The sequence below is a fragment of the Vibrio sp. QJM3NY_21 genome, assembly GCF_057785975.1.
This window is the reverse complement of record NZ_CM173513.1, coordinates 1,256,400-1,271,811: the sequence shown is the minus strand read 5'-3', so window position 1 is coordinate 1,271,811 and position 15,412 is coordinate 1,256,400. Positions and strand designations below refer to the sequence as shown.

The 15,412-nt window shown below is 43.6% G+C and carries 16 protein-coding genes; 6 read left to right on the top strand and 10 right to left on the bottom strand.

Annotated features, from left to right (window positions below):
- Positions 1-89 precede the first annotated feature (89 nt).
- From AC3CID_RS05805 to AC3CID_RS05790, 4 genes are all read right to left on the bottom strand, one after another.
- Positions 90-593: a PqiC family protein gene (locus AC3CID_RS05805; RefSeq protein ID WP_065205510.1), complete on the bottom strand. Its 504-nt coding sequence runs from the start codon at positions 591-593 to the stop codon at positions 90-92.
- On the bottom strand, positions 593-2,218 hold the full coding sequence (gene pqiB, locus AC3CID_RS05800; protein WP_488527071.1) for an intermembrane transport protein PqiB: 1,626 nt from the start codon (positions 2,216-2,218) through the stop codon (positions 593-595). The genes AC3CID_RS05805 and pqiB overlap by 1 nt, the downstream gene beginning before the upstream one ends.
- Before the next feature lie 24 nt (positions 2,219-2,242).
- Positions 2,243-3,490 (bottom strand): PqiA/YebS family transporter subunit, encoded by a 1,248-nt coding sequence (locus AC3CID_RS05795; protein ID WP_488527070.1) that lies wholly within the window; start codon positions 3,488-3,490, stop codon positions 2,243-2,245.
- Positions 3,491-3,706: 216 nt separating this feature from the next.
- Positions 3,707-4,573, bottom strand: a complete 867-nt coding sequence (locus tag AC3CID_RS05790) for a LysR family transcriptional regulator (protein ID WP_488527069.1) — start codon at positions 4,571-4,573, stop codon at positions 3,707-3,709.
- Positions 4,574-4,715: 142 nt separating this feature from the next.
- Here AC3CID_RS05790 and AC3CID_RS05785 point away from each other — a divergent pair, with 142 nt between their 5' ends.
- Positions 4,716-5,090 carry a YybH family protein gene (locus AC3CID_RS05785; protein ID WP_017633307.1) on the top strand — a complete coding sequence of 125 codons (375 nt, stop codon included), beginning with the start codon at positions 4,716-4,718 and terminating at the stop codon, positions 5,088-5,090.
- A 226-nt stretch (positions 5,091-5,316) separates the two neighbouring features.
- Here AC3CID_RS05785 and proX read toward each other — a convergent pair whose 3' ends face one another.
- Genes proX through proV form a run of 3 tightly spaced genes read right to left on the bottom strand, consistent with a single transcriptional unit; the run spans position 5,317 to position 8,602 of the window.
- A complete protein-coding gene (proX, locus tag AC3CID_RS05780) occupies positions 5,317-6,324 on the bottom strand; it encodes a glycine betaine/L-proline ABC transporter substrate-binding protein ProX (protein ID WP_488527068.1) in 1,008 nt (335 codons plus the stop codon).
- Positions 6,317-7,411: a glycine betaine/L-proline ABC transporter permease ProW gene (gene proW / locus AC3CID_RS05775; protein WP_004734649.1), complete on the bottom strand. Its 1,095-nt coding sequence runs from the start codon at positions 7,409-7,411 to the stop codon at positions 6,317-6,319. Before proW ends, proX begins: the two co-directional genes overlap by 8 nt.
- A 3-nt stretch (positions 7,412-7,414) precedes the next feature.
- Complete coding sequence (proV, locus tag AC3CID_RS05770) at positions 7,415-8,602, bottom strand: glycine betaine/L-proline ABC transporter ATP-binding protein ProV (protein ID WP_017079026.1); 1,188 nt, start codon at positions 8,600-8,602, stop codon at positions 7,415-7,417.
- A 745-nt stretch (positions 8,603-9,347) separates the two neighbouring features.
- Between proV and AC3CID_RS05765 the strand changes: the two genes are divergently transcribed.
- Complete coding sequence (locus AC3CID_RS05765) at positions 9,348-10,085, top strand: HAD-IIB family hydrolase (RefSeq protein WP_428786631.1); 738 nt, start codon at positions 9,348-9,350, stop codon at positions 10,083-10,085.
- 39 nt (positions 10,086-10,124) lie between these two features.
- Here the strand turns inward: AC3CID_RS05765 and AC3CID_RS05760 are convergent, their stop codons facing one another.
- A complete protein-coding gene (locus AC3CID_RS05760) occupies positions 10,125-10,337 on the bottom strand; it encodes a TIGR02450 family Trp-rich protein (RefSeq protein WP_146457346.1) in 213 nt (70 codons plus the stop codon).
- A gap of 173 nt (positions 10,338-10,510) precedes the next feature.
- On the opposite strand from AC3CID_RS05760, the gene AC3CID_RS05755 reads away from it, so the two are divergent.
- Together AC3CID_RS05755 and AC3CID_RS05750 are read left to right on the top strand one after the other, a co-directional pair.
- Positions 10,511-10,786 carry a nitrogenase-stabilizing/protective protein NifW gene (locus AC3CID_RS05755; RefSeq protein ID WP_004734654.1) on the top strand — a complete coding sequence of 92 codons (276 nt, stop codon included), beginning with the start codon at positions 10,511-10,513 and terminating at the stop codon, positions 10,784-10,786.
- Between the two features lie 137 nt (positions 10,787-10,923).
- Complete coding sequence (locus AC3CID_RS05750; RefSeq protein ID WP_488527067.1) at positions 10,924-12,048, top strand: M14 family metallopeptidase; 1,125 nt, start codon at positions 10,924-10,926, stop codon at positions 12,046-12,048.
- A 155-nt stretch (positions 12,049-12,203) separates the two neighbouring features.
- Here AC3CID_RS05750 and AC3CID_RS05745 read toward each other — a convergent pair whose 3' ends face one another.
- Together AC3CID_RS05745 and AC3CID_RS05740 are read right to left on the bottom strand one after the other, a co-directional pair.
- Complete coding sequence (locus AC3CID_RS05745; RefSeq protein WP_054546628.1) at positions 12,204-12,560, bottom strand: hypothetical protein; 357 nt, start codon at positions 12,558-12,560, stop codon at positions 12,204-12,206.
- Positions 12,561-12,778: 218 nt separating this feature from the next.
- Positions 12,779-13,405, bottom strand: a complete 627-nt coding sequence (locus AC3CID_RS05740) for a LysE family translocator (protein ID WP_488527066.1) — start codon at positions 13,403-13,405, stop codon at positions 12,779-12,781.
- Positions 13,406-13,663: 258 nt separating this feature from the next.
- On the opposite strand from AC3CID_RS05740, the gene AC3CID_RS05735 reads away from it, so the two are divergent.
- Together AC3CID_RS05735 and AC3CID_RS05730 are read left to right on the top strand one after the other, a co-directional pair.
- Complete coding sequence (locus tag AC3CID_RS05735) at positions 13,664-14,902, top strand: DEAD/DEAH box helicase (RefSeq protein ID WP_488527065.1); 1,239 nt, start codon at positions 13,664-13,666, stop codon at positions 14,900-14,902.
- A gap of 250 nt (positions 14,903-15,152) precedes the next feature.
- Positions 15,153-15,374, top strand: coding sequence for a hypothetical protein (locus tag AC3CID_RS05730; protein WP_004734659.1), 222 nt, complete (start codon positions 15,153-15,155; stop codon positions 15,372-15,374).
- Positions 15,375-15,412: the final 38 nt, after the last annotated feature.

Sequence of the window (15,412 nt, the reverse complement as noted above, 5' to 3'; positions counted from 1 at the left end):
CCCATATTTTACGGGACCCGCTATAAATCAATGCGGAGTAGCTGGTAAGGTTCATGTTCTTCTTACGCACCTCAAACAAACATGGTCCATTAAGGAAGCTTAGACTGAATCTCAGACAAAACCTCATCTAACCCCTCACCTAGGGCTTCAACAAGTGCTTCATAACCTGCTTCTTTCAAGGGTACTTTGGATTCGAAGTCGGCACGCGCAAGTACTGTATCTTGGTCGCTCAATACCCACGTTCCTTTCACTTCTGCGTTTCCGGTATAAGAACCATTAAACTGTTCAAAAGTGAGTGTTAATTCTTTATCTTCCGCGCCAGCAGCATTAGAACTGTTTACCCGCTCTTCAAGCAACCCTTCAAGGTTCTCAGCCCAAACGTGTTTACGCGCAGATACCAATTCATTTTCAGACTTGCGATAAGCTATTCCTATCGTGTCGAGGTAATCCGGCAAATCAACACTAGTTTTGACCTTAAAGATGGGCTTATCCAATGCACTTTCAGGCAAGAGGTACGCGTTAGTACCATCAGTAGGCGCAGCGCACCCCAAAAGCCCGAATGACACAACCAGTGATATAAATAGCTTTCTCATTATTCCACTCCCTTAACTGGAATCGGGTCTTCTTCTACTTCGCTACCGAACACTAACGCATTCGGTTTGTCATTCAGCACTTTAATCAGTGGGCGAAGCTCTTTTAACACATGTTCTAACTCTTCAGATGCACTGATCAATTGCTTGTAAGCGTCGGAGTCATCATCGTAACTTTCTAATGTCGCCTCAAGTTGCTTCATGGTGTCACTCAGATCTTGTGGTAACGCTTTTGCGCCCTCACTACCCATCAGTTGATCGACACTCTTCAGGGTAGTGTCTAATGATGCAAGCGACCCGTTTAAATTGGCGATAGTCGCGTCTAACGGTAGCTCGTTAATCTTGGTTAGGAAATCGGTGATTTGATTTTGAATCTCGGTTAGACCACCCGCGACAACCGGGAACACAGGGTAACCATCAAATTCTCTGGGTTCATAAGTCTCCTCATCTTCATAAAAATTAATGTCGACAAACAGTGCTCCTGTAAGCAAGTTACCCGTTTTCAAGGTCGCTCTTAACCCTTCGCCCATTTGCAGCTTGACGCGTTCAGCAAAGGCTTCGGCATTCACGGCTCTAAAGACTTCAGAAACTCGTTCTATTTCCAGCTTGATTAAGATAGGAATACGGTTCGAGACCTTACCATCTTTATCCATGCGAATTTGTAACGGCACCGTACCCACAGTGCCAATCCTGACACCACGATACTCCACTGGAGCCCCTTTCCTTAAACCTCGAACCGATTCTTCAAATAGCAACACATACTCGATCGATGTCGTGTACTTACCTTGTAAAACCGCGTCGTAATTGTCGTACAGTGTATACTCTTGAAGGTTCTCTTTTATCTGCAATCCAGGCTTAATACTCTCGGCTACATCAAAGCTAACACCACCAGTCAGGATGCTTTCTATTGATGCAAAGTTAACGTCTAAACCATTCGCACCAAACTTCACATCGATTCCAGAAGATAGCCAAAACTGCGTTTTTTCGAAAATCAGTCCATCATAAGGCGCAAAGATAAACAGTTGGTATTTGCCCTCTTTCTTTTGATAATCGAAACTCGTTTTTTCAACACGACCTACAACAAAACCATGGTGCAACACAGGCTCACCAACATTGAGTTGATTAGCCTTGTTGTGTGAAACAACCACCCGTATTCCTTTGGTATCTGGTCCCGCGACAGGTGGTGTGTCTAATACATCGAACTTCAATTGAGACTCACTCGATTTACCCGGCTTCAACTCAATGTACGACCCCGACAAAATGGTCTCAAGCCCACTAATGCCATCGGTGCCGACATGGGGCTCAACCACCCAAAATTGAGTTTCTTTATTGATCATGCGTGAAGCTTTCTTGTCTATCTGAGCTTTGGCTATGATGTATTCGTAGTTTTCACTCAGCGCGACATCCGTAATAGTGCCCACATGTACATTTTTAGACTTAATTGCTGTCTTTCCCGCTTCGATACCTGAAGCATCAGGCAAGATCAAAGTGATCTCTGGCCCGCGATTATTGAAGTACTGAAACAACATCCAACAGCCGACCAGAACCGCGATAATGGGCACAATCCAGACCGGAGAAAATTCATTTTTTTTTGATACTTTCGCATCTGACGCGCTTTGTTTTTCCATATACCCCAAACCTCTACCGAGAGATTATTTCCATATAATTCGAGAATCGAAAATCATCGCTGACAACATAGTGAAGATGACGACCGACGCGAAAGACAACGCGGCTGGACCAGGGTAAATGGCCATGATCCCGTCGAGTTGAACCAAGGCAACCAAAATAGCGACAACGAAAATATCTATCATGGACCACCGACCAATAAACTCAGTAACACGGTATATTTTGAGAAATCGAGTCGCTTCATCAACAGGTAAACCCTGAACCCTTTTTGCATTCCAATACAAGTATGCGAGCGCAATCATTTTTGCCATCGGTATAAACACACTGGCAAGCAAGATGATAAAAGCGACTGGGTATGACCCCATATTCCACAGGATGATGACACCTTCGATGATGGTTGAACCTTCACTCGTCCCGAATGCAGACGTATACATCATTGGGTATAGGTTTGCCGGGATGTAAAAAATAATGGATGTAAGTAATAGAGCCCACGCTATCTGAAGGTTTTTGGTTGGATTAAATCGGTGTAGGTGAACATGACAACGAGAGCACTGACTAAGTTGGTCATCATACAAGTGGACCTGCCCACAAACATGACAAACCAAATGCTCATGCTTTTGGAAAAGGCTACCAGTGACGGTTCCATTCAACGGTTTTAGTGGTATTAACTGATCCCAAATCCAATCAAAATCGACTAATGACATCGTCTTAACCACTAACATGGCGTAGATGCCAAATGCCCAAAAAGAGATGCCCATCGAGACATCGGCAAAAGCAGAAATTTTAATCAAACTGACAAGCACACAAATCAAAAATACATCGACCATCAACCATGGTTTAACCCAGCTCAATGTTTTTAATACAAAGATAGCTAAACGGTTTGGCGCGTTTGAGCGCTTTGATTTCCTTTCTGTTAATGCATAAAACCAGAACACACTAATAAGAAAATAAGCAGGAAGGAAAATAACAGCGAGAAACAATAGCGCGGCAATCGAAGTGTTATCGAGTCGATTCATCATTTCGACGGCTTGATACAGGGTTATTTGTTGACTGATACCTTGCACGCTAAAAGACATATAGGGGAAGATCAAGCTCATCACCAGCGTTATCAAACTGGCCGATGCGTAAGCCATCACACCCTGCCCTTTGCTCGCTCCAATACTGCATAAAGTATGTTTACAGCGAGGGCACGATGCCTCACTTCCCGGCGGTAATTCACGGAACTGGCTGACTAACCCACACTCGATGCATGATTTGGTACACAGATCAGACAATAACTAAACCTCTTAGCGTTTGATAAGCAACTAGACACTAAGACTAACTATAAGTAAGGGTTTGATTTTTCGCCAATATCCACACAATTAAACGAACACAACAAGGTAGAAATGAGAGGTGGGGAGAGAGAAGATGAAATTGCCGATTGACCATCTCACCTTAGTTGACTTAATTGCCTTAGTTGACGGGTTCTTTTGCTAAAAGCCTCACATCAACTAAATGAAGCTCTGTTTCAGCTTATCTTCCAACGCTTGAACACAAAGTTTGATGGCGATGGGTGTATTTGAAGCGAATGGGTTCAACGCATAAACCGTATTGGTCGGTAATTGGTAAGTTGGCATCACGTCGACAATTTCATTGGATAACTGAGGAAGACAAAAATCTGGAATCACACCGATACCAACGCCAGATTTGATCAAAGCAAGACAACTGTGAAAAGAGTTCGTGGTGCAGCTTGCTTGTTGTTGATAAACAAAGTCTTGCTCATTTTGAGAACTAAAATGATGAGTCACCTGTTTTCCCTGCCAAGAGTTTGCAATATAAGGAATAGATTCAAGCTCTCTATCTCGCATGCTTTCAACACCACACAACACGTCTTTAAACTCACCTAAGCGTTTCTGCTTAAGATTACTGTCACGCGAGCTTCCCACACGTACCGCGAGATCAATATCGTGTTCCATGAAATCTAAGTGCTGATCATCGCTGATCAGTTCCGGGTTTAGCTTGGGGTATTGCTTCATCAGTTCCGCAACAACGGGCGCAACCAATAAATCCATCAACGCGTTCGGAGCCGTGATACGAATCCGACCTTGTGGCTCTTCTAGCTCAGCTTTGGCCATATCCCAAGCCGAGTCGGCAATCACGTTAATGTCTTTGCAACTCAAATAAAAACGCTCACCCATACTGGTAAGAGATTGCCTGCGTGTTGTGCGCTTAAGAAGAGAAGCGCCTAACTCTTGTTCTAGAATTTTGAGGTGCTGACTGACGACAGATTTAGATAACTCAAGCTTTTCAGCCGCAGCTGATACTGAACCCTGCTCTACGATGTGAGCGAAAATCGACATCTGCTTTAGCTTGCTCATCCCATTGTTCTCTTTTTACATACAGTATTTTCTATTATCTCTGTTTTTCAGATCAATTTCCAAGACTAAACTGAATCCAACTTATCGAGACACCCAAATCAAAGACACAGTGTTTGAAAGAAGACTGCTATGGAGAAAAACAATGTTAAACAACCAAGTATTAGAAGCATGTAAACAAGGCATTAACGCATGGCAGAAAGCATTCAACAGCCAAGATGCGAAAGGTTGTGCAGATCAGTACACTGAAGCATGTGTGATGGAAGCTCGTCCATTTGGTACCTTTGAAGGTCGTGAAGCAATTCAAGCATTTTGGCAAAACATCATCGACCAAGGCTTCAAAGACGTTGATTACACCGATGTTAAGTGGGAAGAGCACCCAGAAGGTGGCTACATTCTTACGGCTAGCTGGACAATGAACAAAGCGTTTGGTGTTGTGCATCGTGAACATTGGGCATTAGAAGCTGATGGCTGCGCTCGCCTAGTTAGCGACGACTTCGAAGTTCAAGGCGAACGCTAGAGCTATAATTAGAAGCTAGAAGCTAGAAGCTAGAAGCTCAAGAATAAAAACAGAAAACAAAAAGCCAACAGTCCAAATAAGACTGCTGGCTTTTTTTTAGTGATTAACACTTATCGTCACTTCACTTAATTTGATAGTGATTCAGCGACTCTACACAGGCGCTGAACACGCTCATAATATCAAATTAAAGTGCAGATCTTACCTGGACGAATACAAATAGGTGCTATTAAAGTGCTGCTTTCTTCGATTCTGCAATCCAAGCATCAAACGTATTTTGGTTCGCTTTGATCCAACCGTTTACGTGCGCTTCGATATCAGCAGAGCTGTTTTTACCTTTGCTCATCATCATGTTCTGAGCACTTACATCGTTGATGTTAAGTTTGATGATTTCGAAAAGCTTCGCCGCAGCTGGGTTGTTTTTAGCAAACTCTTTGTTCGCTATAATGCGCATTGAGTTCATTTCGAAGCCGTAGTTTTTGCCGTTAGATAACGTCGTGTCCACATTCGAACGCTCGCCAGGAAGTGCTGAGAAAGGTACTTCTAACCAAACTACATCTTCGTTAGGCACCAATACGCCACTTACCCAGTAAGGTGTCCACGTGTAGTAAAGAATTGATTCACCCTTTTGGTAACGAGAAATGGTATCTGCGATGATCGCCGCATAGTTACCTTGGTTGTGAGTCACCGTATCGTCCAGTTTGAACGCTGAAAGTTGATGTTCAATCACCATCTCACAACCCCAACCTGGGTTACAGCCTGTAAGGTCTGCTTTGCCATCACCGTCAGCATCAAAAAGCTTCGCGATTTTCGGATCCGTCAGTTGACCAATGTTAGTAATGTTGTATTTCTCAGCCGTTTTCTTATCAATTAGGTAACCTTGAGCGGCACCGCTTACATATTGGCCTTCACGGTAGAATTTATCATCGCCGCCCGCCATTTTGTATTTATCAGCATGAAGCGGAAACCAACCTACGGTTAAGAACGTCGCGTCACCTTTTGCGATAGAGGTGTAAGCTACGTTGTAGTCCACTTCTTGCGTAGATTTCACGTCGTAGCCAAGCTCTTCAAGGGCGCGATTAACAATCAACGTTTGGAATGTTTCTTCCGCTACAGACGATTGAACTGGCTGAACTGATACACCTTCACCCGGTAAGCTTGCTGCCCACACGTTCGTTGATACTGCTAATGTAGAAACGATGCTAACTGCAAGTTTGCTCTTCCATGAATTATTCATTGGTGTTTTTCCTTAATTGTAGTTCTGATTTGTTACCGCGATTTATCGCATTGAGCACAAGAGAAACAGGGCCCATGTGGTACCAGCGTAATTTTGTATTACCTGCATTTACCCCGAGAACTTGGGTAATGCGGTCAAGCAGTATTGCTAGAATAACGATGCCGAGACCACCAACAGCGGCCAGTCCCATATCTAGACGGCCGATACCTCTCAGTACCATTTGACCTAAACCACCTACCGCGATCATTGATGCGATAACCACCATAGATAGCGACAACATCAGTGTTTGGTTCACGCCCGCCATAATGGTTGGTAATGCAAGTGGCAGTTGAATTCGGTAAAGCATCTGCTTTTTGCTTGCACCGAATGAATGACCCGCTTCGATCAAATCTTCCGGTACTTGCTGAATACCTAGGATAGTTAAACGTACCACCGGTGGCAGTGCGAATATAATGGTCACCACCACACCCGGAACGTTACCGATACCAAACAACATTACGATGGGTACTAAGTAAACGAAGGCTGGCGTGGTTTGCATAGCGTCCAGAATTGGTCGAACGAATTTAGCCGCCGTGTTACTTCGGGCGAGCCATATCCCCATGGGTAAACCGATCAACAGGCAGAAGAATACAGATGTCATCACCAGTGAAAGCGTGGTCATCGCTTCAGACCAAGCGCCAATCAAACCAATCATAGTAAGAGATACTGCCGTAGCAACACCCAGTTTCAGGTTTGAAAACTGCCATGCCACCAAGAACAAAATGATGAGCATAAATGGGGCTGGCGTAGACACCAATGCCGTTTCAAATGAACTTAGAATGAAATCGATAGGTACACGAATTGCTTGAAACAATGGTCGTCCGTGTTCAACTAGCCAATTCAATCCAGACTCAACCCAAGTATCAACAGGCAAAACTGCCTCTGCAAAAGGATTAAGAGGATCAAAAGGAATGGTTTCTACGGTTTCACTGCTTAGCCAATCTGCCGATGGTGAAGTGTCAGCGGCTTGACCCCAAGGGTCACTTGATGGCTGAGCGGCAGGAGCAGACTGTGACCATGGGTCATTATTTGTTTGTTCAGACGACATGATCTACCCCTTATCCAATGTTTGTAGCAAACGTGACTTAGTTACCACGCCAAAGTAATTACCTTGCTCATCCACAACAGGCACTGAGTAAGGCACACCACCAACAAGGCCAAGCACGTCATTGATTGGTAAATCAGGGTTCAGCGTTAATCCATCATCGAGCTGCGCGCTCACTAATGATTTGTTCTCTTTGTGAGCTTTGCGAAGAGAGTCAATAGAAACAATGCCGGAGTAAAGACTGCTCTTCTCAACAACGATGCCGTATTCACGGTCGTTATCCATTAGGATTTGCAGAGCGGAAGCTGGGCCGTCGTGTTCTGACTTTTTAAATACCGCAGCCGGTTTCTTACGCGCAATGTCTTTCACAGTAAGTACGCTTGCGACATTCACACCACGGAAAAAGGCTTCGACATAGTCGTTCGCTGGGTTGTTAAGAATCTCGTCTGGTGTGCCCACTTGAACCACTTCACCGTTTTGCATAATGGCAATACGGTCACCGATTCTCATCGCTTCATCCAAATCATGGGAGATGAATACAATCGTTCGTTTATCGTCATTTTGAAGACGAATCAGTTCATCTTGCATTTCAGTACGAATCAAAGGATCGAGTGCCGAGAACGCTTCGTCCATTAACAGGATATCTGGGTCACATGCCAAGGCTCGCGCTAGACCAACACGTTGTTTCATACCGCCAGACAATTCATCTGGGTACGATTCTGAGTATGCGCCAAGGCCTACGCGCTCTAACGCTTCAAATGCTGACTGTTTTCGTTTATCTACTTCAACACCTGCCAACTCAAGGCCAAATGCAGCATTTTCGATAACTGTCATATGTGGCATCAGTGCGAAATTTTGGAAAACCATGGAGATGTTGTTGCGGCGGACTTCGCGTAGTTCATCTTCTGAGATGTGGGCAATGTCTTTGCCTCGAAGAAGCACATTACCTTTGGTAGGTTCGATTAAGCGGTTAAGAAGGCGTACTAGGGTTGATTTGCCAGATCCTGACAATCCCATAATCACGAAAATCTCGCCTTCTTGAATACTAAGAGAAACATCGTTAACACCGATCGTTAACCCTGTTTCTTCGAAAATTTTGTCTTTATCCGCGCCTTCATTAATCATCGAAAAAGCACGGTCGGTATCTTCACCAAACACCTTGTACAGTCCCTTAACTTCCAGTATGGGATCCATATAATCTAATCCTTTCTTAGCTATTTTAACTTAAAAATGGTTATTTAAGCTCGAAAAACGATTAGCACTCTAAGCAATGTAGAGCTGTAAATCAAGGGGTTGCGTTCGGTAACCATTATCAAAAACAATCATTTCGCCAACCAAAATTAAGTTTCAACACCCAGACGAAAACCACCAAAACACTGATAATAAAGGATATTAAAAAGATATAAATGCGTTCGAGATTATCTATTACTAACTGATAGATTATTGAATATTTATTTCACATTAAAACAATTAATGGGTGAAACAGGCTAGGATTCAACACAAATACTTCGTGCACAAATAATTCGAATACAAACTATTTATTGTAGTTTTAACGATATCTAAAAACTGGAAATTTGCGCTTTACGGAGAGCAAAACCTCCCCCCTTCTTCTTTATCGATGTAACAAGAAGATCGGTATAGCTTCGGCAAGAACGCAGAGGTATTCACAACCGCTCATTTAAACCAATAGAGGGCCAGAAGGTCACTATATGAAAATAGAAATAGCCGATGGAATAAACCAAGTTTGACACTGGTCAAATTGATAGAATTATCTTCAGTATCCAAAACATAACGCCAAGTGTGATGCTTACTGCAAACTAATGAGTGTCGATTATCTAAGCCGAAAGACAACTTGTAGAGTCCTCATTGCTGAGCCATTATTTATAGAAGAAATCGACATACTTTCCGCGATTATTAAAGAAAAGGACAAGGCGCTCGAATGATAAAAATGCTGGTGTGTGACTTTGACGGTACGCTTGATGGGGGTTCATCTCATGGGGTTAATCAGTTATTTGACTACTTAGCGGAGCAACCTGATATCCGCTTTATCATCGCGACGGGTAGAACTCTGCCCTCAATCCGAGTGGGTTTGGCATCAAATAACTACCCGAAACCACACAGTATTATCAGCGATGTGGGTACCAGAATTCATCACGTTCACTCCCAAAAGCCTGATCATATTTGGCACAACCAATTAGAAGCTTCTTGGAACAAATCAAAGGTAGAGTCAGCACTGGCGCCACTCGATTTCATGGGCGAACGCTTAGAGAGCCATCAGGGTGATTACAAAATCACTTTTGAAGGAAAGCTCTCAGAGCCTCAGCATGAACTGATCGAATCGAGCTTAGAATTACATGGGATAGATGTACACCTCACTTACTCTCACGATTGGTACCTAGATATCACGCCTAAAGGTGTCAATAAGGCCACAGCGATTCATCATCTACTTAAACAACATGAGTTGAGCGTTGAAGAAGTGTGCGTTGCCGGTGACTCTGCCAACGACACCTCTATGCTGACGATAAAGGGCGTAAACTCAATATTAGTGGCTAACCATTATCCTGAGGTCGCTCACTTGTCTGATCGAGACAATGTGTATACTAGCAGAGCAACACACGCTGAAGGTGTGTTAGAAGGACTCAAATACTGGCAATTGCAAACGGTAGCGGGCAGTTAAAACGGGTGTAGTTGAGATACTCTTCGTTACTTCACGTCCTTACTTCCAACCTGGAAGCCAATGCTCCTTGTCGGTTAGATCTCGCCAATTAATGGCTTCCTCTCGTTTGGTCATCACTGCTTCTATCAAGCAACGAATCACCTCCCCTTCTTCGAACTCGACCTCAGTGACCATAAAGTGCTTTTCTTTCTTAACTGGGCTAACCGCGGTCCATTTACTGCGGAGCAGTTTCGTTGGGTTAATTCGATTCATGATCCTTTCCTGCACAGTTGGTTGATGTTTTATCTATAAGCTTCAAAGAGTTAAAAAGATCATTTTAAGTTGAAAAAGCCCACGACTAAAATCCAGATAAGTCATAACTAAAGTCAATAAAACAAGTCGTAGACTCGGTACAATAGCTGCCACCAGTTCAGAGACTAATCCCCATGAACCAAACAGAATTCCAGCAAAAAATAGCGAGTTTCACCGCCATAGAACAAGCGCTTGATTACTTTGAAATTGGCTTTGATAGCAAGTTTATCGACCAAAATAGAATAGAGCTCGTGAAGCGCTTTAATGGTTATCTGATCCTCTCGAAACCCGATGATTGGTTTTCTGGAAGAAGAGCACTGAAAAACGCGTACTGTAAGGTTCAACGCAGTAAACTGGATCGCTACACACGATCAGCCTGTCGTGGCTGTACGACTTGCCAACGCCGCTAGTTCAAAATCAGAAAGCTTAAACGTAGATAACAAAAAATAGAGAATTGAAATAACATCTCATTACGATTTAGTTAGTGGTTTGCTCGAAAAAAAGTGTGCTAGTCTTACGGCAACTCAACTACGAGATAAAAACTACAATGAAAATTTTCAGCAATTTCGAAAGCGGCAACATTCACGTCGTTTCAGCAGATTCACCACAAAATATTCAACTGACTATCCCAGCAGACAACCAGACTGAAATCTCTCAGTGGTTTCACTTCCGTTTAGAAAGCGAAGCTCAACAAGCTCACCACTTTGAAATCGGCCAATTGGCAACATCTGCTTACCCTGATGGGTGGAAAGATTATGATGTTGTAGCATCTTATGACCGTGAAGAGTGGTTCCGAATTCCATCTCAGTTCGATGGCGATACATTAAGCTTTGATATCATCCCTGAACACGATTCAATGTACTTCGCGTACTTCGCGCCGTACTCATACGATCGTCACCAGGATCTTCTGCACAGTGCTCAAACGCACCCGGCTTGTAAGCTTGAAACTCTGGGTCACACGCTAGACAACAACGACATCACCTTGCTAACCATTGGTGAGCCAAGTGAAGATAAGAAAAACATCTGGGTTATTGGTCGCCAACACCCAGGCGAGACTATGGCTGAATGGTTGATCGAAGGTTTGCTGCAACGCCTGCTTGATGAAACAGATACGGTCGGTCGCTCTCTTCTAGACAGCGTTGTGTTCCGTGTTGTACCGAACATGAACCCAGATGGCAGCATCCGTGGTCACCTGCGCACTAATGCGATTGGTGTAAACCTTAACCGCGAATGGCAATCACCTTCTCTAGAACGCAGCCCTGAAGTTTTCCTTGTGCGCGAGCGCATGCTACAAACTGGCGTTGATCTATGCCTAGACATTCATGGCGACGAAGCGATTCCATATAACTTTGTTGCAGGTAGCGAAGGCACACCTTCATACAACGAGCGCATTGCAAAACTGGAGAATCACTTCAAGCAAGCGCTTCTGACTATCACGCCAGAATTCCAAGATGAATTTGGTTACGATAAAGACGAACCGGGCAAAGCAAATATGACCGTCGGCACAAACTGGATCGGTGAGCAGTTCAAATGTCTGGCTTACACTGTCGAGATGCCGTTTAAAGATCACATCAGCCACGCTGACGAACTTTACGGCTGGTCTCCAGAGCGCAGTGTTGCATTTGGTCACGACATGCTAGCAGCGGTTTGGGCAACAGTAGACGAGCTATAAAACGAACCATAGACAGGCTAAGCGCCTTAGTTTGTCCGTATATTTAGTTTGCTTACATATATAGCAAAGCCCAGCACTTGTGAAAGTGCTGGGCTTTTTAATATCGGATCTAAATGAGTGACTTGGGCTTTAAGGCATCTAACTTTAAAAGCTTTCTAAGCCACTCTGAGGCTAGCAAAAAATACTGGGTATCTTTGTCTAATGTGTCTTTGTTCTGACACCATATCTTTGAAGCTTGGTCCTTCTAACAACTGAACGATCACTTCATCGCCTTCTTGTCGCAGCACTGCACCACTAATATCAATGGTGTTGTTATCGTGCAGTCTTAAACTGCCCGCCATTGAGAAGCCTCGATAAACAGGAATGATGTTACGCATCATCAAGCGCACACCCTTTTCAGACACTTCACTCACATGAAAAAGCTCATCCTTAATTCGCATCACTGGACGTGCCTTTTTTGGGTACTTCAAGCGGTAATATTTGCGTTTCTGGGTGAATGACTCTTCACTCATCTGTGACTCCCTGTCTCTGTTTATTCGGTCAAGCAATAGCCTTTAGCTTCAATTGGATTTCGAACGAACACATTCACTGAATTGATATCTGACCATTATATCGACTTTACGAGCTAATGCTTTAGAGATTTATGCACAGAAACAAGGATTGTTGAGTATTCAGTAAAAAGTGAGATATGAGTCGTAGATGCTAGGGGGTCGATTATTAACTATGAACCCTAAAGCTGAAACAGCGCCAACTGAATACTGAAGCCAACAAACAACAACCCGCACACAATGTTCATCCATTGAGACGTGCGCTTTTGCGTCAATAATTTCTTAAACGTATCAGCCATCAAAATGACAACCAAAAACCATGTAGCAACCACTGTCGCCTGTATCGCGCCCAGCATTAAACTGTCGGACACAATGTGATCCTTAGAAACAAACTGAGGGAATATCGAAAGGTAGAATAGAACGATTTTAGGGTTAAGTAGGTTAGTGAAGAGTCCTTTGAAAAACTGGTTATAAAGCTTACTGCCCGATGCGCTCACTATAGCAAGCACGCCCTCTTGAGCTCGCAGTGCCGCTCGAAAGTGATTATAACCAAGCCAGACTAAGTACAAGACACCCGCCCACTTCAGTCCCTCAAAGGCCATTGGAGTCTTAGATAACAGTAAGCTCATGCCATTCGCAGAAACAAACGCATGAAATAAGAACCCGCATGACACACCCAACACGTTAATAAACGCAAACAACTTTCTTTGAGTTAAAGCCGTACTCAATACCAACAAAGCATTTGGGCCTGGAATGATGGCAATAAAAAACACGATGATAATAAACAGCCAGATACTTTCCCAACTCATTTCGCTCTCATTTCCTTAAAGCTTCCTAATCATACTTGATCGTTTTAGGGCGGATATTGTACGTCCATTCAATACCATTACAATATGCCAAACGTTTAATTAGCTTGGTTTAGTTCGCTTGCCTTAATTTAGTTGTATGGATAACGCTTAAATTTAACGTGTATAATTCACCCGTTTATCCTGTAACACAGCAAAACTCATTCTCTAACATTTATAGCCCTGTTAGACTCCACCTCTATTTTGATACTTGGTTCATTTATGTCATTTGATATCCTCACCCTTAACGCAAAAACCGTCACAGCGATCCCTTCTCAATTCGACAAACCGACTGAGATACAACAAGCGGTAATTCCATCAATTATTGCGGGTAAAGACGTACTTGCGTTGGCTCAAACGGGTAGCGGAAAAACATTGGCGTTCGGCTTACCCTTGCTGAACAACATCATCCATGATGTGAATGGACTTCAAGCGCTTATCATCGTCCCGACACGTGAACTCGCATCTCAAGTGACTGAATCTTTAGAGCCGGTGGCGACAGCGCTCGATATCAAATTTGTAACCTTAACCGGTGGCGTGAATACTGATGATCAGCAGCAACAATTACTAACCCAACCACAATTAGCAATCGCTACTCCGGGGCGTCTACTTGCTTTAATCAAAAGTGGTGAACTGGATGTCGCTCAGTGTTCATCATTGGTTCTTGATGAAGCCGATCGCCTAATCGACATGGGCTTTTGGCCAGATATTCAAGCAATTACCGCAGCACTACCAAGCAAACGTCAGTCACTGTTGTTCTCTGCGACACTTCCGCCCGAATTAGTGGGGCAAGCTGAAGAGCTTCTTTCAAATCCAGTTAAAGTCACGACACACCAAGAAAACAGCGTGGTCGCGACTATTGAAGAAACTCTGTATTTAGTGAACAAAGGCAGTAAGGCTCAAGCGCTCATCGCACTACTCAACCAACACACATGGCCGCAAGTATTGGTGTTCATTGGTGCGAAAGACAATGCCGACGCATTAACCAAGCGATTGAATAAATCTAAAATCAATGTGAGTGCGTTACACGGAAATAAGAGCCAAGAAGAACGAGAGCAAGCATTAGAGAGTTTCAAAAATGGCGAGACCCGTGTGCTTATCGCGACTGATGTGATGGCTCGCGGCATCCATATTGATCAGCTGCCTGTCGTGATTAACTTTGATTTACCGACACACTCCGCAACTTACGTACACCGAGTTGGTCGCACAGCAAGAGCAGGGAGCACTGGTTGCGCTATCTCTCTGGTTAGCCATAGCGAAACTGACTACCTGAATGCGATTCGTACTCTGACCAATAAGCCTCTTGTGCTACAAGCATTAGAAGGTTTCCCTGTTACAGACAAACCTGCATCTGAAGCGACAGCTCGCAAACGTCCACCTAAAGACAAAATGGCTAACCGAAGAACCGCAAAGAAGAAAAGTGCTAAGCAATTTAAGAGCAAGCCAAGTTCTTCGAAATGACCAGTTCTTCAAAATAACCATAGAAAATCGATTAGCCCAGTTTGCACTGGGCTTTTTATATGCAATCAGATGTAAAATCGCAACCTATCGACTCAGACAAAATGCCAATTTAAATGACATTTTTGTGAATTATGATGCCAAGGTATTGATTCTTGGTTGCTCAAAAAAAATACTTTCTGATCACGTTGACGCCCCTATATCTGGCAACTAGATTTTTCTATTAGTGTCTAAAAACCGGGAGGTCATTGAAATGAAACGTGCAAGCTCTACATATCGATTACAACTGATTAAGGAAGTGGCTACTCGCCGAGATCGTCAGAGTTCCAATGACCCAATGGCAAACTACATACAAAACCTAATCGACAACAAAGACGACTGTGATACCTCGGTGGAACGCAACCAGAGGTTCAGTGGTAGTCATTTTGATGAGCATATTGGTGGTTGGGTTAGCGACCACTGGGGTAGCAAGTAGTCCGATATCTCCAGTCACTCGTGTCATAAATAAAGCAG

What these genes read in the sequence shown, in the direction of transcription:
- AC3CID_RS05805 (WP_065205510.1), bottom strand. Translation starts at nt 593, where the DNA reads ATGAGAAAGCTATTTATATCACTGGTTGTGTCATTCGGGCTTTTGGGG.
- pqiB (WP_488527071.1), bottom strand. Translation starts at nt 2,218, where the DNA reads ATGGAAAAACAAAGCGCGTCAGATGCGAAAGTATCAAAAAAAAATGAA.
- AC3CID_RS05790 (WP_488527069.1), bottom strand. Translation starts at nt 4,573, where the DNA reads ATGAGCAAGCTAAAGCAGATGTCGATTTTCGCTCACATCGTAGAGCAG.
- AC3CID_RS05785 (WP_017633307.1), top strand. Translation starts at nt 4,716, where the DNA reads ATGTTAAACAACCAAGTATTAGAAGCATGTAAACAAGGCATTAACGCA.
- proX (WP_488527068.1), bottom strand. Translation starts at nt 6,324, where the DNA reads ATGAATAATTCATGGAAGAGCAAACTTGCAGTTAGCATCGTTTCTACA.
- proW (WP_004734649.1), bottom strand. Translation starts at nt 7,411, where the DNA reads ATGTCGTCTGAACAAACAAATAATGACCCATGGTCACAGTCTGCTCCT.
- proV (WP_017079026.1), bottom strand. Translation starts at nt 8,602, where the DNA reads ATGGATCCCATACTGGAAGTTAAGGGACTGTACAAGGTGTTTGGTGAA.
- AC3CID_RS05765 (WP_428786631.1), top strand. Translation starts at nt 9,348, where the DNA reads ATGATAAAAATGCTGGTGTGTGACTTTGACGGTACGCTTGATGGGGGT.
- AC3CID_RS05760 (WP_146457346.1), bottom strand. Translation starts at nt 10,337, where the DNA reads ATGAATCGAATTAACCCAACGAAACTGCTCCGCAGTAAATGGACCGCG.
- AC3CID_RS05755 (WP_004734654.1), top strand. Translation starts at nt 10,511, where the DNA reads ATGAACCAAACAGAATTCCAGCAAAAAATAGCGAGTTTCACCGCCATA.
- AC3CID_RS05750 (WP_488527067.1), top strand. Translation starts at nt 10,924, where the DNA reads ATGAAAATTTTCAGCAATTTCGAAAGCGGCAACATTCACGTCGTTTCA.
- AC3CID_RS05745 (WP_054546628.1), bottom strand. Translation starts at nt 12,560, where the DNA reads ATGAGTGAAGAGTCATTCACCCAGAAACGCAAATATTACCGCTTGAAG.
- AC3CID_RS05740 (WP_488527066.1), bottom strand. Translation starts at nt 13,405, where the DNA reads ATGAGTTGGGAAAGTATCTGGCTGTTTATTATCATCGTGTTTTTTATT.
- AC3CID_RS05735 (WP_488527065.1), top strand. Translation starts at nt 13,664, where the DNA reads ATGTCATTTGATATCCTCACCCTTAACGCAAAAACCGTCACAGCGATC.
- AC3CID_RS05730 (WP_004734659.1), top strand. Translation starts at nt 15,153, where the DNA reads ATGAAACGTGCAAGCTCTACATATCGATTACAACTGATTAAGGAAGTG.